The 15,677-nt window shown below is 44.7% G+C and carries 10 protein-coding genes and 1 pseudogene; 4 read left to right on the forward strand and 7 right to left on the reverse strand.

Features of this window, described 5'->3' with window-relative positions; all coding sequences use genetic code 11:
* The first annotated feature begins 88 nt into the window (after positions 1-88).
* Complete coding sequence (locus F0249_RS11720; protein ID WP_029203375.1) at positions 89-340, forward strand: DUF3624 domain-containing protein; 252 nt, start codon at positions 89-91, stop codon at positions 338-340.
* Between the two features lie 292 nt (positions 341-632).
* Here the strand turns inward: F0249_RS11720 and argH are convergent.
* From argH to argC, 4 genes and pseudogenes are all read right to left on the reverse strand, one after another.
* Positions 633-2,012: pseudogene (argH, locus tag F0249_RS11725) on the reverse strand (argininosuccinate lyase); the annotation flags it as partial.
* Between the two features lie 155 nt (positions 2,013-2,167).
* The gene (locus F0249_RS11730; protein WP_017052586.1) at positions 2,168-3,382 is read right to left on the reverse strand and encodes an argininosuccinate synthase; all 1,215 of its coding nucleotides are present in this window, start codon (positions 3,380-3,382) and stop codon (positions 2,168-2,170) included.
* A gap of 125 nt (positions 3,383-3,507) precedes the next feature.
* Positions 3,508-4,296 (reverse strand): acetylglutamate kinase, encoded by a 789-nt coding sequence (argB, locus tag F0249_RS11735; RefSeq protein WP_171756785.1) that lies wholly within the window; start codon positions 4,294-4,296, stop codon positions 3,508-3,510.
* Positions 4,297-4,307: 11 nt separating this feature from the next.
* Positions 4,308-5,309 (reverse strand): N-acetyl-gamma-glutamyl-phosphate reductase, encoded by a 1,002-nt coding sequence (gene argC, locus F0249_RS11740; protein ID WP_017052588.1) that lies wholly within the window; start codon positions 5,307-5,309, stop codon positions 4,308-4,310.
* Between the two features lie 155 nt (positions 5,310-5,464).
* On the opposite strand from argC, the gene argE reads away from it, so the two are divergent.
* From argE to F0249_RS11755, 3 genes are all read left to right on the forward strand, one after another.
* Entirely contained in the window at positions 5,465-6,601 is a 1,137-nt protein-coding gene (gene argE / locus F0249_RS11745; RefSeq protein WP_171756786.1) for an acetylornithine deacetylase, read from the forward strand.
* Between the two features lie 281 nt (positions 6,602-6,882).
* Positions 6,883-9,513: a phosphoenolpyruvate carboxylase gene (gene ppc / locus F0249_RS11750; RefSeq protein ID WP_029203376.1), complete on the forward strand. Its 2,631-nt coding sequence runs from the start codon at positions 6,883-6,885 to the stop codon at positions 9,511-9,513.
* 356 nt (positions 9,514-9,869) lie between these two features.
* Positions 9,870-10,409, forward strand: a complete 540-nt coding sequence (locus F0249_RS11755) for a PadR family transcriptional regulator (protein WP_017052591.1) — start codon at positions 9,870-9,872, stop codon at positions 10,407-10,409.
* 239 nt (positions 10,410-10,648) lie between these two features.
* Here the strand turns inward: F0249_RS11755 and metF are convergent, their stop codons facing one another.
* From metF to F0249_RS11770, 3 genes are all read right to left on the reverse strand, one after another.
* A complete protein-coding gene (gene metF / locus F0249_RS11760) occupies positions 10,649-11,536 on the reverse strand; it encodes a methylenetetrahydrofolate reductase (protein WP_017052592.1) in 888 nt (295 codons plus the stop codon).
* Positions 11,537-11,937: 401 nt separating this feature from the next.
* Positions 11,938-14,349 carry a bifunctional aspartate kinase/homoserine dehydrogenase II gene (locus tag F0249_RS11765; protein WP_171756787.1) on the reverse strand — a complete coding sequence of 804 codons (2,412 nt, stop codon included), beginning with the start codon at positions 14,347-14,349 and terminating at the stop codon, positions 11,938-11,940.
* On the reverse strand, positions 14,350-15,534 hold the full coding sequence (locus F0249_RS11770; RefSeq protein WP_171756788.1) for an O-succinylhomoserine (thiol)-lyase: 1,185 nt from the start codon (positions 15,532-15,534) through the stop codon (positions 14,350-14,352).
* Positions 15,535-15,677 lie beyond the last annotated feature (143 nt).

Below are 15,677 nucleotides of genomic sequence, written 5' to 3' on the forward strand. Positions count from 1 at the left end.
TAGCAAGATAAGAAAAAAGCGCAGACAAACAGACAACAGGGTAAAGCCGGAATATAATTGAGTTCTTACTTTCACTTGAGCGGAACCCATGGCTTGTAATGATTGCCGAAGCGCTTGGTTTTGGAAAAAAATCGGACGCTGCCAACGCTGTATGGATCAACTCACCGTCCTATCCGTTCTATGCTGGATTGTCTGGTGGTTTGGATTTAAAGAGGCGCCCACCAGTATTGAATCAATCACATTGATCATGGCGGGGTTTGCTTTTAATGCTTTATTGTTTCTCCATTTATGGATGAAGTATGTGATCTTTCCTTGGAGAGAAAGGAAGCATAAAAAATAAAAGGATCATGGTAGGCCGAAAGCTTAGCTCTCTATTCAGGTGCAGATTCAAGTCCCATTCCAAACCCAGATCGCAGATAGAAAAAAGCCCCTAATCCAAATTGGTTAGGGGCCTTCTTAGATTCTTCTAAGAAAAAGCAGTGGTACAATTAAGACTGCCGCTTTTTCAGTTAGTTCAAAAAATATAAAATTTATTTGTTAGCATTTGCTAATTTTAAATAATAATCTATAAAATCAAACCTTTAACAATAGAAAAATCGCAAAAATAATCCTTACGAATTACCCTTAGGAAGATCTCTTTGATCGATCTTCTTCTGTGCTTGCTCAACCGCATAAGCCACTTGCTTCGGTGATACCCCACCTAATGCCGAACGTTTTTCTAAGCATGACTCTATGGTCAAAATCTCATACACATCCTGCTCAATCACAGCAGAAAACTCTTTCATTTCGGCAATTGATAACTCTTCTAGTGCACAGCCTTTTGCAATCGCAGCAACAACCGTCACACCAACGATATGATGCGCTTCGCGGAAAGGAATGCCTTTTGCCACCAAGTAGTCCGCCAACTCTGTTGAGTTCGCATAACCTTGCTGTGCCGCTTCCAACGTACGCTCACCATTCACTTGAATGCCATCAAAACAGAGAGCCGCCATTTCCATGCAGTCATGCCAAGTATCAAGCGCATCAAACAGCCCTTCCTTGTCTTCTTGCATGTCTTTGTTGTACGCCAATGGCAGGGCTTTAACGGTCATCATCATTGCCGCTAATGAGCCATATACTCGACCTGTTTTGCCACGGATCAACTCAAGCGCATCTGGGTTCTTTTTCTGTGGCATTAAAGATGAACCTGAAGTCACCGTATCCGCCAGTTCAATAAAGCCAGATTCACCTGAATTATAGAAAATCATATCTTCAGCCAGACGAGAAAGGTGCAACATGGAGATAGAGGCAACTGACATAAGCTCCATCACATGATCGCGATCTGAAACCGAGTCGAGTGAGTTACGCGTTGCTCGGCGGAAACCTAAATCATGGGCAACTTGTTCACGATCCATTGGGTAAGCCGTCCCCGCAAGCGCACCTGAACCGAGTGGACACGTGTCCAAACGTTTCATCGCGTCACTCAGACGAGAATAATCACGGTCAAACATCTCAACATACGCAAGACACCAGTGAGCGAATGTCACAGGTTGTGCTCTTTGTAAGTGAGTATAACCCGGCAGAACGGTCGCTTGATGCTGCTGAGCAACATTCACTAGTTGAGCTTGTAGTCGATCCAAAGTGATTAGCAACTGCTGGCTTTGCTGACGACACCATAATTTCAAATCCGTCGCGACTTGGTCGTTACGTGAACGGCCAGTATGAAGTTTTTTACCTAAATCACCGACCTTACCAATGAGCTTCTGTTCGACCCAACTATGAATATCTTCAGCATCAGAGTGTAAAATTTGTGCCGGATCTTCTAAAACTTCATGCTTGAGTTCATTTAAAGCGAACTCTAGAGACTGCTGCTCTTCTTTTGTCAGCACATCGACCGAAAGCAGTGCTTTAGACCAAGCGATAGAGCCAACAATATCTTCTTCCGCCAAACGGTAATCAAAACGAAGTGAGTCATTAAAATCTTTGAATCTAGTATCTGCTGCTTGGGTAAATCTTCCGCCCCATAATGCCATTGCTCTTCTCCATTGAGTTTACGTCTTTATATTTTCTATCGCGGTTGAGGCTTAGTGTGTGATGAGAAGCCATAAAATTCATACCGCGTAGATACAAATAGAACCTAGAAGATAGCTTCTAGGTTCTAACGATTTAATCTAACCTAGGTATCGCGTTATTTTTTTGCCTGTTTTAGCGCACGGATACGGCTAGACAGTGAGTAAAGACGGATGAAGCCACCCGCATGGCTTTGGTCATACACTTCATCTTCACCAAAAGTCGCAAACTCTTCACAGTACAAGCTGTTTTCAGAACGCTTCTGAGTCACCGTTGCGTGACCTTTATAAAGCTTGATCACCACTTCACCGTTAACGTCTTTCGCTAGCTCTTCCGTTGCCGCTAAAATTGATTTACATAACGGAGTAAACCAACGTCCATCATATACAAGATGAGATGCTTTCACACCGAGCTCCTCACGGAATTCGAATGCACTTTTATCAAGCACCAGTTGCTCTACTGCACGCAACGCTTCCATCATAATGGTGCCACCCGGAGTTTCGTAGCAACCACGAGATTTCATTCCAACAAGACGGTTTTCTACAATATCAATACGACCAATACCGTGTTTCGCCCCTTTCTCGTTGAGATAAACCAGCGCGTTGTATGGCGTCATCGTCTCACCATCAACTGCTACAACTTCTCCGTTCTCAACTTTTAGAGTCACATACTCAGATTCGTTTGGCGCTTGTTCTGGATCAACGGTCCAAGCCCAGCAATCTTCATCCGGTGCATTCCACGTATTTTCAAGCACGCCACCTTCTGTCGAGATATGCCACGCGTTAGCATCACGAGAATAAATTTTTGTCAGCGAAGCTGTACAAGGGATATTACGCTCAGCAAGGTAATCAAGACACTCTTCACGGCTCACAAGATCCCACTCACGCCAAGGGGCAATAACATGAAGCTCGGGAGCAAGCGCCGCAAATGCGCCTTCAAAACGAACTTGGTCATTACCTTTACCAGTACAACCATGACACAACGCATCAGCACCCACTTTACGAGCTAACTCAACTTGTGCTTTCGCAATAATTGGACGCGCCATTGACGTACCAAGTAGGTATTTACCTTCGTAGTAAGCGCCTGTTTTTAGCGTTGGGAAAATGTAATCGGCGACCATCTCTTCTTTTAGATCGGCAACATAACAAGCACTTGCGCCTGATGCGATGGCTTTCTCTTCAATGCCTTGTAACTCTTCATCGCCTTGACCCACATCTGCCACGAATGCAACCACTTCACAGTCATAGTTCTCTTTCAACCATGGAATGATCACAGATGTGTCTAGACCGCCTGAATACGCTACTACTACTTTATTTACGTTAACTTTGCTCATGTTCTTACTCCTATTGCCCGGGCTGCACTTTGGCGGTCAGTTCCTCGGGGTATATCCATATTTATTATAAAATCTATAATTCTTTGATTGGGTGGTTAGTTTGTCATTAACAATTAAAAACTAACTCATCGGGGTAAAAATTGAGTTCCAATGTTTTCACCTGCAAATAGTTGGGCTAGTTTGTCTGGGTAGCGCCATGTTGCAACTTCAACTGGTCGTCCCAAATCACTGGCTGCTTGTAGCGCCGCCTCAACTTTTACAACCATTCCGTCCGTGACTACTTTGCCAGTAATCAGTGCGTCAGCTTGTTGATGATTCAAGCTCGAAATGAGATGGCCTTTACCATCTAACACACCACTGACATCAGAAAGAAACACAAGCTCTGCATCCAATGCGCCTGCAACGGCAACGGCGGCTTGGTCAGCATTCACATTCATCATCTGCCCTTCAGACGTAAGCCCAATAGAACTGATGATCGGTAATGCGCCCGTAGAAAGCACCGCTTGTAATACATTGGCATTACCCGGTTTTGCCTTACCTACTGCACCCAATTCAGGGCTAAGCTCTTCCACCACACATAGACCGCCATCGGCTAAGCTTAACCCTACTGCATTAATTCCATCTTTTACCGCCTGACCTTGAAGCAGCTTATTTGCTGTTCCGGCTAGCGCACCTACCACCATAGGGATCTGATCGTAAGGTGTGACACGTAAACCTTGGACTTTCATCGTCTCAAGCTTGAGCTTCGACATTAAGTCATCTACCAAATAGCCACCGCCATGAACGATGACGATAGGTCGCTGAGCTCGTCGCTGGTACGCGGAAATCGCACCAAATAATTTGCTAAGTGTCTCTGTGCATGAAAGGGCTGCACCACCTAACTTAATTACTAATGACTGCTCGTTTTGACTCATATCGTGCTTCCTTAAACAAGTGCTGTTAATGGTTTAAAACCATAGTGAATATTTAAACATTGCATCGCCTGGCTAGAGGCTCCCTTTAGCAAATTATCTATCGCTGATACCGCAATAATATGTTGCCCTTGCACCTTCCAACCTATATCGCAGAAAGGTGTGTTTTCTACATCTTGAATTCTCGGTATGTTATCTAACAAGCGAACCGCAGGTTTATCCTTATATGCTTGTTCAAATGCTTGCTGAACATCCGCGTCAGTCACATCCTGTGCTAACTTCATGGTGATCGTCGCTAAGATCCCACGTTTAAAATTGCCAAGGTGCGGAGTAAAAATCACATCACAACCCAAATGATTGGCAATTTCAGGTTGATGACGGTGATTAAATATCCCGTAAGGCTGTAGACTCACTTCGCAAAAGCTATTGGTCATACTTGCTTTACGCCCTGCACCTGTCACACCGCTGGTTGCATTAATCACAGGCCACTGAGCCGTATCAATTAAACCAGCATCAACCAATGGCTTAATTGCGAGTTGTGAAGCGGTCGGATAACAACCCGCTACTGCAATCAACTGAGACTGTTTGATTTCCGCTTCATTCCACTCGGCTAGCCCGTAAGCTGCACTGTCTAACCACTGTGGGTACTGATGCTCAAAACCATAAAAATCCTGATAAAAACGTTCGCCTTTCACCCTAAACGCGCCAGATAAATCAAAAACTTGGCAACCTTGTTCTAAAAATATAGGTGCTAAATCGTGACTCACTTCATGAGCAGTCGCGAGAAAAACCACATCGGACTCCGCCGCTACCGCTTGTGGATCAAGCAGAGGCTGAACGGGCATATCAATCAAACCCAAAAGCTTGCCATGTAAAGCGGCTATTGGCTTTCTTGCATCAACGCTATTGGCTGAAACATATAAACCTGCTAGCGTAAGCTTTGGGTGTTTATTAACCATCAAAGCAAGCTCTGCTCCGGTATATCCGCTTGCTCCGATAATTGTGGTTTTCAACATCTCAACACATCCAATTTTTAAGGTAATCGACGATCTTAAAACTGATTATTAATACAAAAAATTCAGCTTTTATTGATTTTTTATTCAGTAATAATGCTTTAATATGTGTTTTACCGTCTTATATAATTTCTGTCAACAGTAGAAGTGAAGATAATATGCAATTACCCAGTTTTATAGAGGTCTACAGAGGCCTAATTTCGACATCCTCGATCAGTTCAACCGATTCAAGCTGGGACGAAGGAAATGCAAAAGTCATTGAAAAATTGGCGACTTGGCTAAAAGATATTGGATTTGAAGTCGAAGTCATCGAAGTCGAGCCCGGCAAGCACAACCTCATTGCAAAAAAAGGCGCAGGGGAAGGTGGATTACTACTGGCAGGACACAGCGATACGGTTCCCTTTGATGAAGGGCAATGGAGCTTTAACCCTCACGAACTCACCGAATCGAATAATCGCTTTTACGGTTTAGGTACCGCTGATATGAAAGGCTTCTTCGCTTTTATTATTGAAGCGGTCAAGAAGGTAGATTGGAGCAAACAGACAAAGCCTCTTTATGTGCTTGCGACCTGCGATGAAGAGACCACCATGTTGGGCGCACGCCACTTTACTGAAAGCGCCCCTTTCAAACCGGATTACTGCATCATTGGCGAACCTACAAGCTTAGTGCCTATCCGAGGTCATAAAGGTCATGTCGCCAATGCCATTCGAATCACAGGGCGCTCAGGGCACTCTTCCGATCCCGCGTTAGGGGTCAATGCTATCGAGATCATGCATGAAGTGATGTTTGCCTTAATGCAACTGCGTGACAAATTGGTCAAAGAGTATCATCACCCCGGATTTGCCATTCCAAGCCCAACACTCAATTTAGGTCATATCCATGGAGGAGACAGCGCCAACCGAATCTGTGGCTGTTGTGAACTTCATTATGATGTGCGCCCTCTGCCTGGGATCAGTTTAGATGGATTAGATAACTTACTACGAGATGCGCTTAAAGAGGTTGAAGCGAAATGGTCAGGCCGAATTGAGATCACGCCTTTGCATGAACCCATCCCCGGTTATGAATGCCAACATGATCACCCATTTATCGCTGGCGTCGAGTCGATATGTGACACCCCCTCAGCCACAGTGAACTACTGCACGGAAGCGCCTTTTCTTCAACAGTTGTGCCCAACCTTGGTGTTAGGCCCCGGTTCAATTGATCAAGCGCACCAACCTGACGAATTTCTTAGTTTAGATTTTATTGATCCCACAATTAATATTTTGTCTAAGGCAATGCATAAATATTGTTTCTAAACCTTTCCATATTTCTCTTAATGAAATTATTTTCCTCTATATAATTTCGATTTTTAAGCCAAAGTGAGTGTATTCATCTCACTTTGAGCTTGCTAACTCCCGATTATGTAATAAATTTTCACCTCAGTAGTGAAAATGAATAGAATTCCCAGCCCATTTCATCGTTGCAGTTAATAATTGCAAACTTAGTCTGCTTTATTTGACTACATACAGCACTTTTCGCTAGATTGTGTACTTAACAAGGAACAATGGATGTAATTAATTTACGAGGCAGGATGACAATGAACGAAAAATACGCCGCGCTCAAAAGCAACGTGAGCATGTTGGGCCGCTTGTTAGGTAACACTATTCAAGAAGCTCATGGTGACATTATTCTAGAGAAAGTAGAGACTATCCGTAAGCTTTCTAAATCCGCTCGAGCAGGGAATCAAGCCGATCGCGACGCTCTTATTGAAGAGATCAAGAATCTGCCAAATGAGCAACTGACTCCAGTAGCGCGCGCTTTCAACCAATTTCTAAATCTGACCAATATGGCAGAGCAATACCATACAATTTCACGCCACTGCGAAGAACATGTATGTGAACCCGACGCCATTAACTCGCTATTCTCAAAATTAACTCAAAATAAAATTAGCAAGTTAGATGCAGCGCAAGCGGTTCGAGATTTAAATATTGAGCTCGTACTCACCGCACACCCAACAGAAATCACTCGTCGAACCATGATCAATAAACTGGTCAAAACCAATGAGTGTTTATCAAAACTAGAACTGAGCGATCTCTCTTCTAAAGAGCGCCATAAAACAGAACGCCGTTTAGAGCAATTAATCGCTCAAGGTTGGCACTCTGATGTCATTCGTAAGCAACGACCTACACCATTAGATGAAGCTAAATGGGGCTTTGCTGTGGTTGAAAATTCACTGTGGGAAGCGGTACCGGAATTCCTACGTGAACTCGATGAACGTGTAACGGGTTATCTTGGCGAAGGTCTACCGATTGATGCTCGCCCTGTGCATTTCTCATCATGGATGGGTGGCGATCGCGATGGTAACCCATTTGTGACTCACTCAATCACGCGTGAAGTTCTACTTCTATCTCGCTGGAAAGCCGCCGATCTTTATCTTGGCGATATTCAAGAGCTGATCAGCGAACTATCAATGACCAAGTGCAATGATACCGTTCGTCAATTAGCGAATGATGAGCACGAACCTTACCGTGCCATTTTGAAACGCATTCGCACACTACTGCAAGACACTATCGAAGTGCTTGAAGCGAAAATTAACGGTAAAGAGGTGCCAAACAAAGCGATTCTTGAGCACGTTGATGAGCTATGGGAACCGCTGTTTGCGTGTTACCAATCTCTGCAAGAGTGTGGCATGAATGTGATTGCGGGAGGTTCACTACTCGATACCTTACGTCGCATCAAAGCCTTTGGGGTTCACCTCGTTCGCCTAGACATTCGTCAAGAGAGCACGCGCCACTCAGATGTACTGTCGGAACTGACTCGCTACCTCGGCATTGGTGATTACGCGCACTGGAGCGAACAAGACAAGATCTCGTTCCTCGTGAATGAGCTAAGTTCAAAACGCCCATTACTACCACGAGATTGGCAACCATCAGAGCAGGTAAAAGAGGTTCTGGATACTTGCCAAATCGTTGCGTCTCAATCACGCGAAGCGTTTGGTGCTTATGTGATCTCTATGGCTCGTACCGCTTCAGATGTATTAGCCGTGCATTTACTTCTTCAAGAGAGTGGCTGTGAATTCCGCATGGATGTTTGCCCACTATTTGAAACCCTTGACGATTTGAATAACTCTGAAGAGGTCATGAAGCAACTTTACTCTATCGATTGGTATCGCGGTTTCATCCAAAACCACCAAATGGTGATGATTGGTTATTCTGATTCAGCTAAAGATGCTGGTGTTATGTCTGCAGGTTGGGCGCAATACCGTGCGATGGAATCGTTAGTGAAAATCAGTGAAGATGCGGATATCGAGCTGACCTTATTCCATGGCCGTGGTGGTACGGTTGGCCGTGGCGGCGCTCCTGCGCATGCTGCACTATTGTCTCAGCCACCAAAAAGCTTGAAAGGCGGTTTACGTGTGACTGAGCAAGGTGAAATGATCCGCTTCAAACTTGGTTTACCAGATGTTGCTGTCAACAGTTTCAATATCTATGCGAGTGCGATTTTAGAAGCGAATCTTCTGCCACCACCAGAGCCAAAACAAGAATGGTACGATCTGATGGATGTATTGTCAGAAGTGTCATGCGAGGCTTATCGTCATATCGTTCGTGGTGAACCTGATTTTGTTCCTTACTTCCGCTCTGCAACACCAGAGTTAGAGTTAGGTAAATTACCGCTAGGTTCACGCCCTGCAAAACGTAACCCGAAAGGCGGCGTTGAAAGCCTACGTGCCATCCCATGGATTTTCTCATGGAGCCAAAACCGCTTAGTATTACCAGCTTGGTTAGGCGCAGGTGAAGCAATCCAATACTCTATCGATAAAGGCCATCAAGCGCTTTTAGAAGATATGTGCCGCGAATGGCCATTCTTCTCGACTCGTCTTGGTATGCTGGAAATGGTTTACTCGAAATGTAACATCGAAATTTCTCGTTACTATGACCAACGCTTAGTGGATGAATCACTCATTCCACTGGGTGATCGTCTGCGTGAACAACTACAGAAAGATATCAAAGCGGTATTGAACGTAGAGAACAACGAGAACTTGATGCAAAGCGACCCGTGGGGATTAGAATCCATCCGTTTACGTAACATCTACGTTGAGCCATTGAACATGCTTCAAGCCGAGCTGCTGTACCGTACTCGTCAGTCAGAAACACCACAGCCTGAACTCGAAGAGGCATTAATGGTGACAATTGCGGGTATTGCAGCCGGAATGCGAAACACTGGATAGCAGTTAAAACCTCTACAAACGAGACAAAAAGGTCGCCACGTGCGGCCTTTTATTCTTTTAAATTCCACTACTGAGTATTTTGTCAGTTTTTTGGGTTATTTTGTCCGACTATTCTACTTTATGCTTATTATTTAGATATACTACCTCTCCGCTGCGAAAGCACTCTAATCAAAATATTTCCGCAGCTTATTGGTATGTACTCATACCAACCTAGGTGATAAACGGCTTTTCAAGGTGACAGTACCAACTATTTATAAGGTTGGAGTCGCTTAAACATAATTACAAATACGTGCCATTAGAAGCACTCTTGAAGTTTAAGCGAATTTGTTAGTTTATTGACCATTTGGATTGAAGACATGTCATTACCACACGTAATCTTAACCGTTTTAAGTACTCGCGACGCAACCGGTTACGATATCACCAAAGAATTTTCTGCAAGCATCGGTTACTTTTGGAAAGCAAGCCACCAACAAGTTTACCGTGAACTAAACAAAATGGCTCAGAACGAGCTAGTTACATGTGTTTTAGAACCGCAGGAAGGTAAACCCGACCGTAAAGTTTACTCAATCACAGATGCTGGTCGTGGTGCACTTGGTGCATGGTTTGATCAACCTACCGCTCATCCAACCGTTCGTGATGAGTTCTCTGCTAAGCTGATGGCATGCGCTGTACAACCTTCAACAGCGTATCATGCACAACTAACAGAGTTGGTTGAAGAATCTCGTAAACTTGTAGCGCATTACAAAGAGATCGAAGCGGCTTACTACGCAACACCAGCGTCTCTAGATAAGCAAGCTCGTTTAGAGCGTCTAACACTTCGCCGTAACCTTGTTATTCGCGAAGCATGGGTATCATGGGCTGATGAAGTAATAGCTGAATTAGGCGCAATGGCGTAAGTTCAAATCAGTTCATTGAAGTAAATACCAAAAAGGGTTAATGCATTTGCACTAACCCTTTTCTATTTCTGTTCCCTTCAGCTTTAGTCTCTATTTCTATTCCTATCTCTATCCGCTAAAACAGTACCTATAAGCTATAATTGGATGCAGACCTAATTTGGATATAAACCTAAGCTAAACGTAAACTTTAGCTTGGACATGAACTTTAGCTTGGACGTGAATTTAAGCAGGACGTGAATTTAAGCAGGACGCACGCCAAGTGTATGGCAAAGCGCATAGGTCATTTCAGCTCGATTCAGAGTATAAAAGTGAAAATCTTTCACCCCTTCTCGGCTTAGTGTTCTCACCATATCAATCGCTTGACTGGCACCAACGAGTTGTCGTGTCGTAGGATCATCGTCTAAACCATTAAACTGCTGTGCCATCCAGCCTGGTACTTTTACGTTATTCATCGCAGCAAAGCGTGATGCTTGCTTAAAGTTGGAAACAGGTAGAATGCCCGGCACAATTTCAGCATCAATGCCTGCCGCCACGCAGCGGTCACGAAAACGTAAGTAACTCTCTACATCAAAGAAGAATTGAGTAATGGCACGATCGGCACCTGCATCCACTTTACGCTTTAAGTTAATCAAATCCGCTTGAGCACTTTTCGCCTCTGGGTGAACTTCAGGAAAAGCCGCAACTGAGATATCAAAATCATGCTGAGATTTAAGCAGTTTCACTAAGTCTGATGCGTACATGTCAGGCGCACCGCCACCTGCAGGAATATCACCACGCAGTGCCACAATGTTTTTAATGCCATTGTTCCAGTAATCGTCTGCAATATTGATTAACTCTTCACGACTTGCATCAATACAGGTCAAGTGAGGGGCTGCGACCAATCCAGTTTGATCTTTGATCTCTTTGATAATCGAGTGAGTACGATCTCGCTCGCCAGAGTTGGCACCATAAGTAACTGAGACAAATTTAGGTTGAAGAGTCTTTAATCGATGGACAGAGTTCCATAAGGTTTCTTCCATTTTTTCACTGCTTGGTGGAAAAAACTCAAATGACACATTGATATTGTCAGAAAGTTCGGCAATATTCTGATTTAAGGCGTCGATATGGCCTGCGTGTGTATATCCCATCTTAACTCTCCCTGTGGCCATCTTTGCCACGCAATAATCTAAATCCTTAAATGACGTTTAGACGTCTATATGTCCACAGAATGGAATGAATACGATTTAATGTCAACAGGATGATTATGAATTTTTCTCATGTTCAAAGTGAAGATAGTTCATTATTAATGGAAAACACAAAGCTCACCCGCAAAGAACATAAGATCCTCACCTCTGTAAAAAACACAAAGCCCTCTGCCAGAAAACACAAAGACCCTAATACAAAATCCAATAGCTCCCGTAGAAACAACAAAGGAGCGAATGATTTCGCTCCTTTGGTTAGGGCCTGTTGATCCAGTATCGACAGATGATGTTAGAAGGCTATAAGAAGAGCCCCCTCGACTTACCACTTAAACAACGTCGATCACCACTTAAAACAGCGCAGACATCCGATTTAGGTCTGATTGAATAGCACCAGCGGTCACTTCTCTTCCCGCACCTGGGCCTCGAATGACCAGAGGGTTATCTTTGTACCACTTACTCTCAATCGCAAAGATATTGTCACAAGGGAGTAAGTTCGCTAGCGCATGCTCTTTCGCAAGCGCCTCGACGCTCACACTCGCATTCCCATTCTTTTCCAAACGAGCGACATAACGCAGCACTTTATGCTCTTTCTGAGCTTTTTCTAAACGCTCGGCTAACTCTTCACTCAAGACAGAAGCGTGGTCAAAGAAATCATCTAATGACAGATCTTGTAATTCTGCCGGAACCAGAGATTCAACCTTCACATTTTCGGGCTCAATCTCTAACCCTGATTCTCGCGCTAGAATGACTAACTTACGCATCACATCTGAACCATCTAAATCCGACCGAGGATCGGGTTCCGTCAATCCTTGTTGCCATGCGAGATCAACCAACTCACTAAAGGGAACACTGCCGTCGAATTGCTGGAATAACCATGAAAGCGTCCCCGAAAAAATGCCCGACACCGCAATGATCTCATCGCCACTCTCACGCAAATCTCGAACGGTATGATTAATCGGAAGCCCCGCCCCTACTGTCGCGTTATACAACCAATGACGACCAATTTTTGCAAAGGCATCTTGAACTTGATGGTAATACTCACCAGAAGCTGAACCGGCCACTTTATTGGCTGAAATTAAGTGAATACCTTGATGCGCGATATTCAAGTACTGCTCGGCCAACTCTTTACTCGCGGTAACATCTAACACCACAGCTTCATCATAATTTTGAATCGCACCTAAACGCTCTAACCATTCGTGACTGTTATTTGCAATGGATTCGTCATTAAAGCGGGCATCAATTGTGGTCGGGTCTATCCCTTTATCATCAAACCAATACGTTTGGCTTCCCACCACACCCACCAAATCAAAGCTCATGCCTCGGCGTTTTTCTAGCTCACTTTTCTGCTCGGTAAACAGAGATAACCAACTCGAACCAATATTGCCTTTACCACACAATACCAATGCCACTCGTTTCTGAGCTTGGAAAAGTTGAGTATGAATGCCTTTTACTAAAGGTGGTGTTTCACTGCGGCGTAAAACCGCAACTAAACTTAATCCAGATAGCGACTCCGACACAAATTCGACTGGGGAGTGCTTCAACTGCTGATAGAAACCGTAGCAATGATTTGGATTTTTAGTGACGCCAGCACCAACGGCCGCGATCAGCGAGTAACCCTCTTTCAATTTAATTTCGGCTTCCACCGCACAATCTTGCAAATGGCTAAGAGCGCCACCAGCAATCTCTGCCGTGTACGCTAAACGCAAACAGTGCTGATCCGATTGGACTTCATAAGCCAAAGGTTCAAGTTGCGCCCGAGTTAGGCTCTGCAATACGTCCGTTTCAATTCGCTTAAAATCATGACCCTGTGTAAACGTCAGTTGGATCAACAACACCTCATCTAACGAGGTAATGATCTTAGCGCCGCGCCCTGAAGCTAACACTCGCTCAATTCGAGTCGATCCCGATTCGGGTTGATGGCTACAGCGTAAACTTAAATCCATCGCACTTTGCGCGACAGGTTGTAAAGTGCGGCTATGCAATACTGGTGCAGCAAGACGAGCCAGCTCGCTCGCCTCATCTAAGCGCAGCAGAGGCAGAAGACAGGCATCAGAGACAAGTCTTGGGTCAGCGCTGTATACGCCAGCCACATCGCTCCAAATCGTCACACAGCTCACTTCCGCTAATGCACCAATCACAGTTGCCGAGTAATCCGAACCATTTCGACCAAGCAAGACCGTTTCATGAGCGGAATCTTGCGCCATGAATCCAGTGATCACGATTCGATGATGTGTATGTTGGGCAAGAATTTCTTTCAACAACGGATAAGAGCGCGCGCGATCGACTTCTGGCTGCGTACCCGCTTCTGCCCGTAAAAACTCACGAGCATCTTGAGCTACAGCCGCAAGATCTTGCTGACACAATAGTTCAGCTAACAATCGAGCCGACCATACTTCACCATGGCCTAACACATTCGCTTTGTCGGTTGCCGAAAGCGGAGTGGTTAACTCCCCTAGCGCACTAAATTCAGCATTCAACGTTGCAAGCAAAGCCGTTTGTGATTCTCCACTCAGCAAGGTTTCAATCAATTCAGTCTGAAATTGACGCAATGACTGCAAAGCCTCATGCGCCAAACGCCCATCTTTATCCAGCGCTTCTAAAAACTCGATCAGACGATTGGTGGTTTTCCCTGCCGCAGACACCACCACTAAATCATCCGCTCCCGAATACTCTTTAAGAATATTCACCACGCGCTGATAACATTCAGGATCAGCTAAACTACTGCCACCAAATTTATGCAGTTGACGAATAACACTCATTTAAACGGTCTCTCCATCGTCCGTAAATCGCTCTGCTTTAGCAAAAGCTTGTGATAAATCGTTAATCAAATCGTCAGCATCTTCTAGCCCAACCGATAAACGTAATAAATGCTGTGAAATGCCAGCTTCCGCCAAGGCTTCCTCCCCCATCGCACGGTGAGTCATCGAAGCTGGGTGGCAAATCAAACTCTCAACGCCACCTAAGGATTCCGCTAAAGAGAATAATTCGAGTTGATCGACAAAATATTTCAGTTGTTCAAAACTGCCTGCAAACTCAAAGCTCAGCATAGACCCAAAACCAGACTGCTGCTTCTTCGCGATATCATGTCCGGGATGATCAGGCAGGCTTGGGTGATAGATAACATCGACTAAAGATTTCTTCTGAAGTTCGCTAAGGATGGCTATCGAACTCTCTTCATGCACACGCATTCTTGCGCCCAGAGTGCGTATGCCACGTAACGTCATGTAACTATCGAATGGTGTTCCTGTTGCGCCAATGCAGTTTCCCCACCACGCCAACTCTTCTGCATGTTCTTCTGTTTTCGTCACCACAACACCACCAATCACATCCGAGTGGCCGTTAATAAACTTAGTGGTCGAGTGAATAACGAAATCCGCACCGAGTTCTAATGGCTTTTGGTACACAGGTGTCAAAAAGGTATTATCGACAGCCACTAGCGTCCCGACTTGCTTAGCTTTAATGCATGTCTCTTCGATATCGATAACACGAACGAGCGGATTTGACGGCGTTTCAAGCAGTAATAATTTCGGCTTCAGAGCAATCGCAGCATCCAACGCAGCACAATCTGATTGATCAACAAAAAGAACCTTAAAGTCCCCTTTTTGAGCTCGTGTATTAAACAGGCGATAAGTACCACCATAGCAATCGTGCGGTGCGACAATCAGATCATCAGATCCTAAAAAAGCAGAAACCCAAAGGTTGAGCGCCGATGTACCGCAATTTGTGACCACTGCCCCTTTTCCCGATTCCAACTCAAACAGTGCCGTTTCTAATAATCCTCGGTTTGGATTACCAGAACGGGTATAGTCATATTTAGGCACTTCACCGAAGGCTGGGAAGCTATAATTGGTCGAAAGATAAATCGGTGGGACAACGGCATTATGCTGAGAATCTGACTCAATCCCTGTTCGTACGGCGATAGTCGCGGGCTTCCGGCTGCTCATATGTGTTTCCTTTCCAAGTCGAATTCGATGCTCACAACACCTTGATTGATATCAAGGCACTGTGTTAGAGAGTTGTTATTCTCGTTACTTTATGTCACTTTACGTTTATAAGCGTAAGCCGTCAACACATCTAGACGTCTATA

This window comes from Vibrio sp. 03-59-1 (genome assembly GCF_013114135.1).
Lineage (GTDB): Bacteria > Pseudomonadota > Gammaproteobacteria > Enterobacterales > Vibrionaceae > Vibrio > Vibrio cortegadensis.

What these genes read in the sequence shown, in the direction of transcription:
- argE (WP_171756786.1), top strand. Translation starts at nt 5,465, where the DNA reads ATGCAATTACCCAGTTTTATAGAGGTCTACAGAGGCCTAATTTCGACA.
- argC (WP_017052588.1), bottom strand. Translation starts at nt 5,309, where the DNA reads ATGTTGAAAACCACAATTATCGGAGCAAGCGGATATACCGGAGCAGAG.
- F0249_RS11730 (WP_017052586.1), bottom strand. Translation starts at nt 3,382, where the DNA reads ATGAGCAAAGTTAACGTAAATAAAGTAGTAGTAGCGTATTCAGGCGGT.
- ppc (WP_029203376.1), top strand. Translation starts at nt 6,883, where the DNA reads ATGAACGAAAAATACGCCGCGCTCAAAAGCAACGTGAGCATGTTGGGC.
- F0249_RS11770 (WP_171756788.1), bottom strand. Translation starts at nt 15,534, where the DNA reads ATGAGCAGCCGGAAGCCCGCGACTATCGCCGTACGAACAGGGATTGAG.
- argB (WP_171756785.1), bottom strand. Translation starts at nt 4,296, where the DNA reads ATGAGTCAAAACGAGCAGTCATTAGTAATTAAGTTAGGTGGTGCAGCC.
- metF (WP_017052592.1), bottom strand. Translation starts at nt 11,536, where the DNA reads ATGGGATATACACACGCAGGCCATATCGACGCCTTAAATCAGAATATT.
- F0249_RS11720 (WP_029203375.1), top strand. Translation starts at nt 89, where the DNA reads ATGGCTTGTAATGATTGCCGAAGCGCTTGGTTTTGGAAAAAAATCGGA.
- F0249_RS11755 (WP_017052591.1), top strand. Translation starts at nt 9,870, where the DNA reads ATGTCATTACCACACGTAATCTTAACCGTTTTAAGTACTCGCGACGCA.
- F0249_RS11765 (WP_171756787.1), bottom strand. Translation starts at nt 14,349, where the DNA reads ATGAGTGTTATTCGTCAACTGCATAAATTTGGTGGCAGTAGTTTAGCT.